The 12773-nt window shown below is 70.1% G+C and carries 14 protein-coding genes; 7 read left to right on the top strand and 7 right to left on the bottom strand.

Annotated elements, in window-relative coordinates; translation table 11 throughout:
- Positions 1–22: 22 nt before the first annotated feature.
- The 3 genes from RGQ06_RS03705 to RGQ06_RS03715 are packed head-to-tail and all read right to left on the bottom strand — an operon-like array spanning position 23 to position 2672.
- Positions 23–871 carry a metal ABC transporter permease gene (locus RGQ06_RS03705; RefSeq protein ID WP_432429233.1) on the bottom strand — a complete coding sequence of 283 codons (849 nt, stop codon included), beginning with the start codon at positions 869–871 and terminating at the stop codon, positions 23–25.
- Positions 871–1668 (bottom strand): metal ABC transporter ATP-binding protein, encoded by a 798-nt coding sequence (locus RGQ06_RS03710; RefSeq protein WP_432429232.1) that lies wholly within the window; start codon positions 1666–1668, stop codon positions 871–873. The genes RGQ06_RS03705 and RGQ06_RS03710 overlap by 1 nt, the downstream gene beginning before the upstream one ends.
- Positions 1665–2672 carry a metal ABC transporter substrate-binding protein gene (locus RGQ06_RS03715; protein WP_432429231.1) on the bottom strand — a complete coding sequence of 336 codons (1008 nt, stop codon included), beginning with the start codon at positions 2670–2672 and terminating at the stop codon, positions 1665–1667. Before RGQ06_RS03715 ends, RGQ06_RS03710 begins: the two co-directional genes overlap by 4 nt.
- Before the next feature lie 80 nt (positions 2673–2752).
- On the opposite strand from RGQ06_RS03715, the gene RGQ06_RS03720 reads away from it, so the two are divergent.
- The 3 genes from RGQ06_RS03720 to RGQ06_RS03730 are packed head-to-tail and all read left to right on the top strand — an operon-like array spanning position 2753 to position 4517.
- Positions 2753–3343: an RNA polymerase sigma factor gene (locus tag RGQ06_RS03720; RefSeq protein WP_432429230.1), complete on the top strand. Its 591-nt coding sequence runs from the start codon at positions 2753–2755 to the stop codon at positions 3341–3343.
- Positions 3340–3975 carry a hypothetical protein gene (locus RGQ06_RS03725; RefSeq protein ID WP_432429229.1) on the top strand — a complete coding sequence of 212 codons (636 nt, stop codon included), beginning with the start codon at positions 3340–3342 and terminating at the stop codon, positions 3973–3975. Before RGQ06_RS03720 ends, RGQ06_RS03725 begins: the two co-directional genes overlap by 4 nt.
- Entirely contained in the window at positions 3972–4517 is a 546-nt protein-coding gene (locus RGQ06_RS03730; RefSeq protein ID WP_432429228.1) for a hypothetical protein, read from the top strand. The genes RGQ06_RS03725 and RGQ06_RS03730 overlap by 4 nt, the downstream gene beginning before the upstream one ends.
- Here the strand turns inward: RGQ06_RS03730 and RGQ06_RS03735 are convergent.
- Entirely contained in the window at positions 4478–4813 is a 336-nt protein-coding gene (locus RGQ06_RS03735; protein WP_432429227.1) for a hypothetical protein, read from the bottom strand. The genes RGQ06_RS03730 and RGQ06_RS03735 overlap by 40 nt on opposite strands.
- Here RGQ06_RS03735 and RGQ06_RS03740 point away from each other — a divergent pair.
- Positions 4812–5192 carry a hypothetical protein gene (locus RGQ06_RS03740; protein ID WP_432429226.1) on the top strand — a complete coding sequence of 127 codons (381 nt, stop codon included), beginning with the start codon at positions 4812–4814 and terminating at the stop codon, positions 5190–5192. The genes RGQ06_RS03735 and RGQ06_RS03740 overlap by 2 nt on opposite strands.
- A gap of 266 nt (positions 5193–5458) precedes the next feature.
- Here the strand turns inward: RGQ06_RS03740 and RGQ06_RS03745 are convergent, their stop codons facing one another.
- Complete coding sequence (locus tag RGQ06_RS03745; RefSeq protein ID WP_432430698.1) at positions 5459–6295, bottom strand: universal stress protein; 837 nt, start codon at positions 6293–6295, stop codon at positions 5459–5461.
- Positions 6296–6557: 262 nt separating this feature from the next.
- Between RGQ06_RS03745 and RGQ06_RS03750 the strand changes: the two genes are divergently transcribed.
- The gene (locus RGQ06_RS03750; RefSeq protein ID WP_432429225.1) at positions 6558–8306 is read left to right on the top strand and encodes an HAD hydrolase family protein; all 1749 of its coding nucleotides are present in this window, start codon (positions 6558–6560) and stop codon (positions 8304–8306) included.
- A 37-nt stretch (positions 8307–8343) separates the two neighbouring features.
- Here RGQ06_RS03750 and RGQ06_RS03755 read toward each other — a convergent pair whose 3' ends face one another.
- Positions 8344–9219, bottom strand: a complete 876-nt coding sequence (locus tag RGQ06_RS03755; RefSeq protein ID WP_432429224.1) for a universal stress protein — start codon at positions 9217–9219, stop codon at positions 8344–8346.
- A gap of 13 nt (positions 9220–9232) precedes the next feature.
- Positions 9233–10147 (bottom strand): universal stress protein, encoded by a 915-nt coding sequence (locus RGQ06_RS03760; protein ID WP_432429223.1) that lies wholly within the window; start codon positions 10145–10147, stop codon positions 9233–9235.
- Between the two features lie 135 nt (positions 10148–10282).
- On the opposite strand from RGQ06_RS03760, the gene RGQ06_RS03765 reads away from it, so the two are divergent.
- Both RGQ06_RS03765 and RGQ06_RS03770 read left to right on the top strand, forming a co-directional pair.
- Positions 10283–11701 carry a ferredoxin reductase family protein gene (locus RGQ06_RS03765; protein ID WP_432430699.1) on the top strand — a complete coding sequence of 473 codons (1419 nt, stop codon included), beginning with the start codon at positions 10283–10285 and terminating at the stop codon, positions 11699–11701.
- Positions 11702–11909: 208 nt separating this feature from the next.
- Positions 11910–12761, top strand: coding sequence for a universal stress protein (locus tag RGQ06_RS03770; protein ID WP_432429221.1), 852 nt, complete (start codon positions 11910–11912; stop codon positions 12759–12761).
- Positions 12762–12773 lie beyond the last annotated feature (12 nt).

Here is a 12773-nt window from a genome sequence, read left to right on the forward strand (position 1 = left end):
CCGGCGACGGCATCCGGCGCGATCAGGCGTGAGCTGCGCGTGCTCGTCGGACGAGTAGGACGCTGGAGAGGGTGCTGGCGATGAGGGCGAGGGCGAAGCCGGCGCCGCTGGCCAGGACGATGGCGGGGCCGCTGGCGATCTCGACGTGGAACGAGACGAACATGCCCACGACGGCGGCGGCGGCGCCGAGTGCGGCAGCAGCGATGACGACGGGTCCGAGGCTGCGTCCGAAGAGCCGGGAGGTGGAGGCGGGGATGACGATGACGGCGGCGATGAGGAGCACGCCGACGACGCGGATGGACACGACCACCGCGGCCGCGAGGGCGATCGTGAAGGCAGCTTCGACGGTCGCAGCCCGGATTCCGTGAGCGGACGCGCCTGCGGCGTCGGTGATGGTGAAGGTGAGGGGCTTCCAGAACACGAAGCCGGCGATGGCGAGCACGGCCGTGGTGGCGGCGACGAGGGTGATGTCGCTGGAGTCGACGCCGAGGATGTTGCCGAAGAGCAGGTCGTTGAGGTTCACGGCCCGGTCCCGGTTGGCGGACACGAGGGCGACGCCGAACGCGAAGAGCACGGTGGAGACGATGCCGATGGCGGCGTCGGGGCGGACACCGTGTTGGCGGCCGACGCGGTTGATGAGGAGGCCGGCGACGATGGTGGCGGCGACGGCGCCGAGGTAGGGGTCGATGCCGGAGAGCACGGCGGGGGCGACGCCACCCAGGACGCTCTGGGAGAGGCCTTGGCCTATGTAGCTCATGCGGCGCAGGACGACGAAGACGCCGAGGGCGCCGCAGAGGGCGCCGACGAACACGCCGGCCCAGAGGGCGTAGGGGAAGAAGGCGAACTCGAAGGGTTCGGTGAGCAGGTGCATCAGCGGGCCTCCGATGTCGATGCGGCGTGGGGTCGGTCGTCGGTGACGAGGATCCGGTCGCCGTCGCGGACGATGCGGACCGATGCGCCGTATGTGCGCTCGAGCACCTCGGCGGTCATGACGTCGGCGGGGGCGCCGTCGGCAACGATGCGCTGGTTGATGCACACGATCCGGGGCAGGGATGCGGCGACCCAGTTGAGGTCGTGGGTGGTGAGCACGATGGTGGTGCCGGCCCGGTTGAGCTCGTCGAGCAGGCCGAGGATGTCCTGGAGGGTCTGGAGGTCGACGCCGCTGGTGGGCTCGTCGAGCATGACCAGGCTGGAGTCGGCGATCATCGCCCGGGCGAGCAGGAGCCGCTGCTGCTGGCCGCCGGAGAGCTCGCCGATCGGTTGGCGTTCGTAGCCGGCCAGGCCGAGTCGTTCGAGCAGGGCGCTGGCCTTGGCCCGTTCGGCCTTGGAGTACCAGGGCACTCGGCGGCTGGAGGCGGCGAGGCCGTGCAGGACGGCGTCGGCGGCACGGAGAGGCGTGTCGGGTTCGACGAGGGCGAGCTGGGGCACGAAGCCGATGTCGCGGGTGGGGTGCCCGGCCCGGACCCGGCGGTCGTGGAGGGTGACGGTGCCGGCGTAGATGTCGGTGGTGCCGGTGACGGCCCGCAGCAGGGTGGACTTGCCCGAGCCGCTGGGGCCGACGATGCCGACGAGCTCGCCGGGTTGGATGTGGAGGTCGACGGCTTCGATGGCGGGCTTGCCGCGGTAGCCGGCGGTGACGCCGTCGAAGGCGAGGATCGGGCTGCTCACGCCGCGTCGACGTCGTCGAGGGCGCTGGCGTCGCCGCCGAGGCCGTCGACGATGAGGCGCACGTTCTCGGTCATCATCCCGATGTAGCTGTGGTTGGGGTCGCCGGCCTCGCCAGGCAGCTTGTCGTCGGACAGGTTGCCGACGTAGTCGACGCCGGACTCGGAGGCGACCTGTTCGAGGACGGAGGTGGGGAACACCTCGGAACCGAAGAAGGCAGGGACGCCGGCGGCCTGGACCTGTTGGACCATGGTGCGCAGCTCGGCGGCGGAGGGCTCGGCGAAGTTGACCGCCTGGAGGGCGCCCTGGACGTCGAAGCCGTAGAAGCGGCCGAAGTAGGACCAGGAGTCGTGGTACACGACCAGGGTGCGGTTCTCGTCGGGCACGGTGGCCAGGGCCTGCTGGGTCGCTGACATCAGCTGGTCCATCTCGGCGAGCAGCTCCTCACCGTTCGCCTCGTACACGTCGGCGCCATCGGGATCGGCGTCGCTGAGGGCGGTGACGATCTCGCCGACCATCTGCTTGGCATAGGGCAGGTTCGTCCAGGTGTGGACGTTGCGCTGATGGCCGTGGGAGGGGCCGTCCCCGTGGCTGTGGCTGTCGGCGAAGATCACTTCGTCCTCGGGCACGACCTGGGCGTTCAGGTCGACGACCTCGGCATCCTCGGGCAGGTTGTCGAACGCGAGAGATGAAACGACCGGGTTGAGCTCCACGTCGGGCAGGATCAACAGGTCGACCTCCGTCAGGATCCTGACGTCGCCGGGGGTGGGCTCGTAGGTGTGGCCATCGACACCGGCCGGAACGATGCTCGACACCTCGGCCCGGTCACCCGCCACCTGGGAGACGAGGTCCTCGAACGGGGCGATCGACGTGGCGACGCGCAGCGACGCGTCACCACTCGCTGCTGTGGTGCTGTCGTCGCCGCCGCAGGCGGCCAGCACGAGGGCGGCGGTGAGGGCGAGGGCGGTCAGGAGACGACGGGACCGGCGGGGGGAGGCAGGACACATGACCCATAGGAGGCGGGACGGCGCAGAAAGTTCCATCGCCTGCGGAACTTTCTGCGGCCTCGCCGCCACCTTTGTCACACATGCGTCTCCGACCCCCTCGTCCCGCGTCCCGTCGCACCCTCGCCGACGACCACGCTGACCAGCTCGCGCACCGGGCGGCGGCCGGCGACGGCAAGGCCTTCGAGCAGCTGTGCGCCGGGCTGGTCGACGACATCTGGCGGTACTGCTGGTCCCTCACCGGCGACCGCGACCTCGCCGACGAGGCCACCCAGGAGACCTTCGCCCGGGCCACCACCGCCATCGCCCACTATCGGGGCGATGCCCCGGTGCGCATGTGGCTCGTCGTGCTCGCCCGCCGCAGCCTCGGCGCGACGATCGCCGCCCAACGCAAGGCGCCGGTCCCGTCCGAACCCGAGACCGTCGCCGCGGTCGCCGACCACTCGCTGCCCTTCGAGGTCGCCGCGCTGGTCGAGTCGCTCCCGACCGATCAGCGCCAGGCCTTCGTGCTCACGCAGGTCCTCGGCTTCGACTACGCCACCGCCGCCGACACCCTCGGCGTTCCCATCGGCACGATCCGCTCCCGGGTCTTCCGGGCCCGCGACGCCCTCGTCCGAGCCTGGAGCGACGCCGACGCCGACACCGACCCGGCCATCGAGGAGGTGCCGTCATGACCGCAAACGAGTGCACCGCAGCCCGGACCTGGTTCTCCGACACCCGCGACGGCGAAGCCCCCGAAGACGGACACCTCGAACAGCACATCGCGACCTGCCCGGCCTGCACCCGCTGGACCGCTGCCTTCGACCAGGTCAACCGCACGGTCCGGCTCCGCTCACCGCAGCCCTCCGCGGCCGCACGCGCCCGGATCCTGGCCACAGCACGCACGGCGCCTGTCCCTGGCCGTGACCGCCTCACCACGGCGATTCTCGCCACCGCAGCGATCGGCATGGTCGTGGCCTTCGCCCTCGCCACCGCCGGGGTCTTCGGCCACTCCCACCTCGGCACCCCCGAAGGACGCGACTCCGAGGCGCTCATGATCTCCCTCGCCGGCGGCTACGCGCTCGCTGCGTGGCGTCCGACCCGACTCGCCGTCGGCCTGCTCCCCGTCGCGCTGCTGGCCGGCGTGGTCACCGTCGTGACCAGCATCATCGCCCTCGGGGCCGGGACCACCACCCTCGTCTCCGAGATCACCCACCTGCCCCTGCTGCTCGGTGCGATCGGCACCGTGCGCGCCGCCCGCCCCGCCATCGCAGACGCCCTGCGCGCCCCGCACCAGGCCGACGAGAACGAGCTCGCCCACGCGTGAACCCCTACGGCGTGCTCGCCCACGCCGACCACGGCCCCGGCGGCCCCGGGAGCACCCTGGCCGTCCTGGCCGCCGTCGGGGCCGGAGCGCTCTGGCTGGTGCGCGTCAACCGCCGCCTCGACGACACGGAGGACCCCATGCCCGACCGACGTAAGTTCACCCGCTACGAACAGCTCCTCGTCGCCGGCATCGTCGCGTGCATCGCAGGCTTCGCGTTCCTCGTCCTGCGACCGGGACATCCCGCACCAGAGGCCCAACAGGTCATCGACGACCTCTGCCTCGCCACCGAGCAGGCCGAGACCGACCCGGACGCGGCGCTCGACACGTTCAACGAAGGCCCCCACCTCGCCTTCCACGACCTCGACGGCGACCTGCGCCGCGCCGATCCCGCCCTCGCCCTCCGCCTCACCGAAGCCAAGACCGCCGCGGAAGAGGCACTCCGCACCGGGGCCGACGACGCTGCGGCACGAACCGACACGCTCACCGCCACCATGATCGAGAGCTACCGGGCGCTGGACATCGACGTCACCGGCTGCCGGTAGCGGCGGCGACGATCGACGCCGGCGCGTTGCCGCTCGTGTCGACGGGCGAGCACGATCGCCACGCCCATGATGACGGCGACGTTGGTGAACCCGGCGATGGAACCCCAGGGCAGCTCGATGTCACCGGACTCGAGGTTGTTGAAGAACGCGCCCAGCGGAGTCAGCAACGGCCACAGCACCAACACGTTGCCGAGCAGGCGATAGGCGACCGCGTAGACGACGCCGAGTCCGAACAGGAACACCATCTCGGCCGCTCCCATCCCGTAGGTGGCGGCCGTCGTTGCAGGATGGCGCATGGCTGTTGTGCGCCTCGGCGCTCTCTGCGAACTCGACAGCGCGACCACGCGGCAGGCGAACTTCCGGGTCTCGGAGTACGCCGTCCTCGACGACGGCACCGAGGTCGTCCTCCACGCCGAACGCGGCCTCTCGGTGATGGTCCACGGCTCCGCCGGCGTGTGGGAACACATGACGGTGGCGGGGTTGGAGCGCGACGTCTTGACCGTCGTGCTGCCCGACGACGCCGAGGAGTCCGGCGATGAGCACCCGTGGGCGTGGCTTGTCAGCCTCCTCGAGCGGGCCGGGGTGAACGAGACCGTCGAGCACATCCGGGAGGTGCCCTACGAGGTCCGGATTGGGCCTGACGTGACCTCACGCCTGGGTCGCAACGATGGATGAGACCGTCACGCTTCGCTACAGAGCGTGACCGCCGTCGTGGAGCCCGCTCGACCGATCGCCAGATCGGTTGCACGACCGGCGGTGCGAAGCCGCAAACAGCTTGCTCGCGCGTTGCGCCCTCGGCGGGCCGGCGAGAACGGCCCGCTCGTGCGCTTCATGCACGACACAGATGCGAGGGCGCTCCTGCAGGTTCCATCTCGGCACCGCCGACCGTCGGCGGCGAAGGGCCCCCGGGCACTTCGTGGTTTGCCGGTGGACTCCCTGATTCAGGAGCGACGTCCGGGGACGACGGCGATGGGCCGTCGGGCGTAGCGCACGATGTAGCCGGCGACGCTGCCGAGCAGCAGGCCTTGCACTGCGCCGAGTCCGCGCGCGCCCACCACGAGCAGGGCAGCGTCGGTCTCTTCGGCCACGCGCAGGAGCGCAGTCCGGGGCTCGGCCGCTTCGATTCGTGGCTGGTGCGCGATCCCACGTTCCCTGATCGCGGCGCACCACCCGTCAAGGGTGCGCCCGGCCTGGTCCAGCACCGCGTCGGAAACGCCGCTGCCGGTTGCGTGCACGACGACGAGCTCCGAGCCGGTGGCATCGGCGAGCTCGATCACCCAGTCCAGCGCGCGCGTGGAGCCCTCGGAGTCGTCCATGCCGACGACGATCGGTCCGTCCATCGGGGGTTCGTCTCCGCGCAGCACGACCACGGGGGCGGGGCTGTGCTCGACGCACTGCTGGGTCACCGAGCCGAGGAGCAGCCCGTCGAAGCCGCCCAGACCGCGAGCGCCCAGCACGAGCATGTCGACGCTGCTGCGGCCGGCACTGGCGAGCAACACCCCTGCGGCGGGGCCCCGGCCGACCTCGATCTGCACCCGACCGGCGCCGGTCTCGATCTCCTCGCCGATGATCGCTCGGAGGTGTTCGGTGGTGCGTCGGTCCATCTCCGCTGGACCGAGGAGCTCGGCGGGTCCACCGGGCGACCCCGCTGCTGCCGGGTACTGCCAGCCCGCGACCGCCCGCACGGTGGCGCCCTTGGCGGCTGCAACCCGTGCCGCCCATCTGAGGGCGGTCCGCGAGCTCGCCGAACCGTCGACTCCGACCACGATCTCACTCACCGGCTGATCTCCCTTCGGGGTTGGCACCTTGAGGACGACTGTCACGGTCTGGGCACCGCCGGACCAGAGGCCAACGTCCCCACCGGACACGGCGACTCGGTCCTGACCGACGGGGCTGCCTGACCCCGGTGGTTGTGGCCATCTGCTCTAGGCAGCCCGGAGCGACGTTGGTTCGCTGGGCAGATGGGACCTCCACCAGCAGGTTCGAGTTGCATGGCCACCGGCGCATCCCCAGCTTCTTGCGACTGGCGGCGCTGCTGAGATGGCTGCCGGCTACTTCCGCGCCGTTGCCGTGGACTTCGACGGCACCCTCACCGAGGGTGCGCGACCCGACGAGGCGGTGCTGGCGGCCATCGCTGATCTACGCCGTCGCGGCATCCGGGTCATCCTGGCCACCGGCCGCATCCTGGGTGAGTTGCGCCGCGGCTTCCACGACGTCGATGATCACTTCGACAGCATCGTCGCCGAGAACGGCGCACTGCTCAGCGGCCCGCACGGGCGTCGGCTCCTCGCCGATCCAGTCGATGCGGCACTCGAGGACGCCCTGCTCCGTCGCCGCGTCCCCGTCCGGTCCGGAGAGGTGCTGCTGGCCTGTGACGCGACACATGATCTCGTCGTCCTTGAGGAGATCGGTCGTCTCGGCCTCGACTGCCAGATCCTGCGCAACCGGGCCGCGCTCATGGTGCTCCCGGCCGGGGTGACCAAGGGGTCGGGTCTACTCGAGGCGCTCGGAGATCTGGGCGTGTCACGACACAGCACCATCACGGCCGGTGACGCGGAGAACGACCGCCGCCTCCTCGAAGTCGGCGAGTACGGCGTCGCCGTGGCCAACGCCGTCGACGCCCTCAAGGACCACGCCGACCTCGTCCTGGACGAAGCCGACGGCCATGGCATCCTGGGTCTGCTCCGTGGCCCGATCCTGACCGGGGCACGGCGAGCTCACTCGGACCGCTGGCGGGTGCTCCTCGGCATGACCGGCGAGGGAGAGTCGGTCGTCATCCCGGCCTCGCAGGTCAACGTGCTCATCGCTGGCGGCTCCGGCATGGGCAAGTCCTACGTCGCAGGGTTGCTGGCTGAAGCGATCTCGGAGCTCGGCTACTCGGCCCTCGTCGTCGACCTTGAGGGCGACCACCTCGGCCTCGACGACCTCCGTGGCGTGCTGTCGGTCGGGGGAGTGGAACCGCTCCCCAAGCCCACGGAGATCCACCGCCTGCTCCGGCACCGCTTCGGCAGCGTGGTCCTCGACCTCTCCCTCCTGGTCCCCGACGAACAGGACGCGTACATCTCGTCGCTGCCCGAGGTCATCGAAGACGAGCGAGACCAGACAGGCCTGCCCCACTGGGTCTTCGTCGACGAGGCCCACCGCCTCGTCGGGACCGATCTGATGGGGGCTGCGGTGCTCGATGAGGCCAACCGCGGGTACTGCCTGGTCAGCTACCGGCCCGAGCACCTCACCGGCATCTCTCCCGAGAACCTCGACGTCGTCCTCCTGACACCGGGCCTCGAGCCCCACCAGCTCTCCAGCCTGGCTGTCGCCACGGGGCGGACCGGTCAGCACCTCACGGACCTGCTCGACGGCACGGTGGTGGGGCAGGCGATCATCATCGAACCGCCACGAGGCCCCGACCACGATCGGTGCTTCACCGTCGCCAGCCGCCGCACCAGCCACGTGCGCCACTGGCACAAGTACGTCCGGCTCCCCCTGGACGCCCACCTGCACTTCCACTTCCGAACCACCGGCAACGTGCCGACCGGCCACGTCGCCACCAGCCTCTACGAGTTCCACCACATCCTGCGCCAGAGCCCCCCAGAGGTGATCGAGCACCACGCGTCCCAGCACGACTTCTCCTGCTGGATCCAGGACGCGATCAAGGACGGTGCGCTACAGGACAGCTTCCGTGCGACCGAGCGATCCCTCGCCGAGGCCGGCAGCACCAGCATTCGAGATGAACTCGTCCATGCCATCGAACAGCGCTACCTCGACGAGGTCATCGCCGAGCAGGTGGACTGAGGGACTGGCGGACACCGCCCAGGCCATCGGGTTCGTGCTACGTGGGGGGAACCAGGACGACGGAGCGATCAGCCCGGTGCAGGGTCTTGAGCGCGACACCGCCCACACGGAGCCCGGTGAAGCCACCCAGGCCGCGTGTGCCGACGACCACGAGGTCGGCGTGTTCGTCCTCGGCCCCTTGCACCAGAGCTCCGGCGACGTCGGGGTTGCTCAGGGCCAGTGCGCGGACATCGACCCCGGCATCCAAGAGCTCGGCCGCGTAGTCGTCGCGGATCCGCCGTTCGAGACCCTCGTGCCAGCCTCCCGGGCCGCCCGACGGTGTCCGCTCGGCGACAGGTACGTCCACCGAAGCTGCGACGACACGCACGTCGGCATCGCCTCGCATCGCCAAGACCCAGTGGACCGCGGCGCGTGACCCCTCCGAGCCGTCGACGCCCACGAGCACGGTGGGTGTCGTGAGGTTGCCCTCACCATCGACCACGGCGAGGGGAAGGTCCACGTGGTGCGCGAGCCACTCCGCCATGCTGCCGATGCGGAGCAGACCGGGCCCGGCCGAGGTGCCGACCCGGCCCACGACGACGAGGTCGGCGTTCTCCCGTTCGGCCACCGCGAGGATGCCTGGACGGGGATCGCCGCGCTCGACGACGGTCCGCACCGTGACGTCACCGAGGTGGGCCGGTTCGCTCCAGACCTTGAGCTTCGCCTCCTGCTCGGCGCGAAGAACCTCGACACGCCGAGGTGGCAGCTCGGAGTCCGTTGGCTCGAACCCGGTCATCACCACCACCTCCGCGCCATGGCGCAACGCGAGCTGGGCTGCCCAACGCAACGCATCCGTGGCGCCCGCTGAACCATCCGTACCGACAACGATCCGCTTCATCGCGCAACTCCGTCCCTCTCTGGTGGTTCCGGACATCTGGACTCACCGCTCATGACGCGGTCTGGTCGAGCGGCGAGACGAATCCCGGTGGCTTCGCGGTCAGCACCGAGCAGCGAACCTCATCGAGGATCTGCTCGGCCGTGTTGCCCATCAGGACGCCTGTAATCCCGGTACGAGCCACGGTGCCCATCACCAGGAGGTTGATGCGCTGGCGGCGCACCATCTCGACGATCGTCTGCGCCGGCGGGCCGTTGACGAGATGGGGCTTCCAGTCGACGGTGCTGGGCAGCGCGTCCCCGACAAGCGCGAGGAGCGCGCGATTCCTGGCAGACCGCTCGCTCTCGCGTAGCTCGGCGATCTCGGCATCCGAGCAGCCGGCGTGACGGACCAGGTTCTCGGCGAACAACTCCCAGGCATGGGCGACGTGCAGTTCGCCCCCACCGAGCTCGACGAAGGCGGCCCCGAGCTCGAGCAGCACACGGTTGAGCTCGGCCTCGTCGGGCTCGGGGTTCACCGCCACCATCAGACGCTGCGTCCGGGCTCGCGTCGGACGGATGACCCACACCGGAACGGGGCACTTCCGGAGCAGACGCTTGATGGTGGCTCGATCCTCCCGGTCCTCGTCCGTCGTGACCACGACCAGGTCGTGCCCCCCGGTGAGCACCTCGGTGACGATCGAAAGTGCCGCGTTCCCAGATCTGACGAGCACCTCGGTGCTCCCCGCGTCGCACGACGCCGCCCAGCGGGCCAGCCGCTCCTCGATCTCGGCGCGTTCCACATCTGCGATGCGCTGCAGCCCCTCGCGGTCCTTGAACGGGTTGTACGTCGTCGACGGCTCACGACCCACCCCGAGCAGCGTCACGCTCGCGTCGCAGCGTTCGGCCAACTCGACCACGCGGCGCACGGCAGCCGGGTTCTCCCGGCAACCGAGAGGGCAGAACAGGATCCTGCGGAGCTCGACCATGACCCGATCCTGCGCGTCCCGCCGCTGCGCCGACAGAGGCCAACGTCCCCGACCCCGATGACCCCTCGTCACAGGTGCCCGGGTGCGACGGGACCTGCGTCCATGGTCCGCCCGCTCACAGTGTGCGACCCTCCGATGATGCGGAGGCTGAACGCAATCACGGGTGCAGCGCTCTACGCCATCGTGGTCGTGGTGCCACTGTTCGTGATCCTGCTCGGTCCGCAGTCTCCCGAGCGGGGCTTCTGGATCGAGTTCGGCGTCGCGCTCGGCTTCATCGGCCTCGCCATGCTCAGCCTCCAGTCGGTGCTGACCGCCCGCTACCCGAAGCTGTCCGGTGTCATCGGACAGGACACCATGCTGCAGTTCCACCGGCAGGCCGGCATCGTCGCCTTCGGGTTCGTGCTCGCCCACCCCGTGGTCCTGCTGCTGGCGGAGCCCGACTACTGGGAGTTCCTCGATCCGCGGGTGAACCTCCTGCGAGCAGCGTTCCTCATCCTCGTCGTATTCGCTCTCCCGATCCTGATCGTCACCTCCCTGTGGCGGGACAGGCTGCGGCTGCCCTATGAGTGGTGGCGCCTCGGCCACGGCGCCCTCGCCATGCTCATCCTGGTCATCGGGCTCGTCCACATCACCCGTGTCCACCACTACCTCTCCGACCCGTGGAAGCAAGCCCTGTGGGTCGTGATCGGCACCGCCTCGATCGGCAGCATCCTCTACGCACGCGCCATCAAGCCACTCAAGGTCCGCCGACACCCCTACCGCGTCACCGACGTCCGCCCAGCCGCGCACCGCACGTGGACGATCGCCCTCGAACCCGCCAACGACACCGCTCCCCTGCAGTTCCGACCCGGGCAGTTCGCGTTCGTCACCCTGGACGACTCGGCATTCGCACTCGAGCAGCACCCCTACTCGATCGCATCGAGCGCCATGCGCCCCGAACGGTTGGAGTTCGTCGTCAAGGAACTGGGTGACTACACAGCCACCATCGGAGGCACTCCCGTGGGGCAGACCGCCTACGTCGACGGCCCGTACGGCTCGCTCCACCTGCCCGACGACCCGTCCTCCAGCCTCCTGATGATCGGCGGCGGGATCGGCATCTCACCCATCCTGAGCATGCTGCGCACCCTTCGCGACAAGGGCAGTCGTGGGCGCGTCGTCCTGATCTACGCCGCCGATGAAGCTGAGGACCTGGTCTGCGACTCCGAGCTGGACGATCTCGAGCACCAGCTCGGCCTCGAGGTCGTCCGAGTCCTGCGAGAGCCACCGGCAGGCTGGCAAGGCAGGCGAGGCGTCATCGATGTCGATCTCATCGACGACTTCCTGCCAGCGGAAGGTGCTGGGAAGTGGCACGTCGTGCTGTGCGGACCACCACCAATGATGGACGTCGTCGAGCGAGCGGCTCGCGATCGAGGCGTACCCCTTCGCCAGATCCACTCCGAGCGGTTCGACATCGGTGCTGCCCACGCGGTGGGACAGCGCGGGACTCAGATCCGCCTGGTCGTGCTCGCGCTGGGCGCCGTGATGTTGGGAGCCGCCGCGCTGTTTGCGTGGTGACCAACGGGGTGGCCACGGCGCAGTCACCCTCACGGAGCTGTCGGGCAGCGAGCCTGGAGGAGGCGAACGGGTCCGGGCACTCGGCTCAGGCTGAGCCGCAGCAGGAGACATCCCCCGGGGGTGCATGGTGTGCGGGACCTTGTGCCCTTCACGTCCGTGCGCGGTGCCGGTGCAATGGGGCGGTCAGCCTGTGACGAGGTGAAACGCGATGCCCACCGTGGTGGTCCCACTCGACGGATCGGAGTTTTCCGAGCGCGCCCTGCGCCCCGGAGCGGCGCTCGCCGCCCGCAGCGGCCGAGAAGCCGCCAGGGGCCGCCTCGTGCTCGTCACCTGTGCCGCTTCGGATGGATCCGTCCTCGAGCGGCGCCTGCGGGATCGGGCCGACCTCTTCGCCAGCATCGTCGACGTGCAGGTCCGCGTCCTCGAAGAAGACCCGGTCGGTGGGATCCTCCAGACGGTGGCGGAGGACGCCGACGCACTGCTGTGCATGACAACACATGGGCGAGGCGGCGTTCGCAATGCGCTGCTCGGCAGCGTCTCCGAGCAGGTGGTCTGCGATGCCACGGGGCCCATCGTCCTCGTCGGCCCCAAGTGCACGACGACTCCGCTGCCAGGCGAGCGCAGTCACGTCGTCGTCTGCTCCGACGGCTCCTCCTTCGGTGATGCGGTGCTGCCCGTCGCCATCCGGTGGGCGACACAACTCGGCCTGGGCCTCTGGCTCGTCACGGTCATCGGTCCTGACGAGGCCGTGGCTCTGCCTGGCGAACGCCCTGGGCACCGCGAGCTCAGGGACGCACAGGAACGACTGACCCGTCTGGCCGCAGGCATCCCGCCCGAGGTCGGGTCGCCCCAGACGACGGTCCTCTACGGACTACCTGCCCCCAGGACGATCGTCGGCCATGCGCACCGCATCTCCGCGGCGCTCATCGCAATGGCGACCCACGGACGCACCGGACTGCTCCGCACGGCGCTGGGAAGCGTCACCGCCGACGTCGTCCGGCACTCACCCTGCCCCGTGCTGATCGTGCGCCCACCCGTGCAAGGGCCAGTGGACCGATGAGCGCGGCGCCGG

This window comes from Salinilacustrithrix flava, from assembly GCF_041228405.1.
Taxonomy (GTDB): domain Bacteria; phylum Actinomycetota; class Acidimicrobiia; order Acidimicrobiales; family Salinilacustritrichaceae; genus Salinilacustrithrix; species Salinilacustrithrix flava.

Bases quoted from the DNA above. Each gene is read 5' to 3' on its own strand.
- RGQ06_RS03755 (WP_432429224.1), bottom strand. From the start codon at position 9,219: ATGTCCGGAACCACCAGAGAGGGACGGAGTTGCGCGATGAAGCGGATC.
- RGQ06_RS03760 (WP_432429223.1), bottom strand. From the start codon at position 10,147: ATGGTCGAGCTCCGCAGGATCCTGTTCTGCCCTCTCGGTTGCCGGGAG.
- RGQ06_RS03750 (WP_432429225.1), top strand. From the start codon at position 6,558: ATGGCTGCCGGCTACTTCCGCGCCGTTGCCGTGGACTTCGACGGCACC.
- RGQ06_RS03705 (WP_432429233.1), bottom strand. From the start codon at position 871: ATGCACCTGCTCACCGAACCCTTCGAGTTCGCCTTCTTCCCCTACGCC.
- RGQ06_RS03735 (WP_432429227.1), bottom strand. From the start codon at position 4,813: ATGCGCCATCCTGCAACGACGGCCGCCACCTACGGGATGGGAGCGGCC.
- RGQ06_RS03740 (WP_432429226.1), top strand. From the start codon at position 4,812: ATGGCTGTTGTGCGCCTCGGCGCTCTCTGCGAACTCGACAGCGCGACC.
- RGQ06_RS03725 (WP_432429229.1), top strand. From the start codon at position 3,340: ATGACCGCAAACGAGTGCACCGCAGCCCGGACCTGGTTCTCCGACACC.
- RGQ06_RS03770 (WP_432429221.1), top strand. From the start codon at position 11,910: ATGCCCACCGTGGTGGTCCCACTCGACGGATCGGAGTTTTCCGAGCGC.
- RGQ06_RS03715 (WP_432429231.1), bottom strand. From the start codon at position 2,672: ATGTGTCCTGCCTCCCCCCGCCGGTCCCGTCGTCTCCTGACCGCCCTC.
- RGQ06_RS03765 (WP_432430699.1), top strand. From the start codon at position 10,283: ATGATGCGGAGGCTGAACGCAATCACGGGTGCAGCGCTCTACGCCATC.
- RGQ06_RS03720 (WP_432429230.1), top strand. From the start codon at position 2,753: ATGCGTCTCCGACCCCCTCGTCCCGCGTCCCGTCGCACCCTCGCCGAC.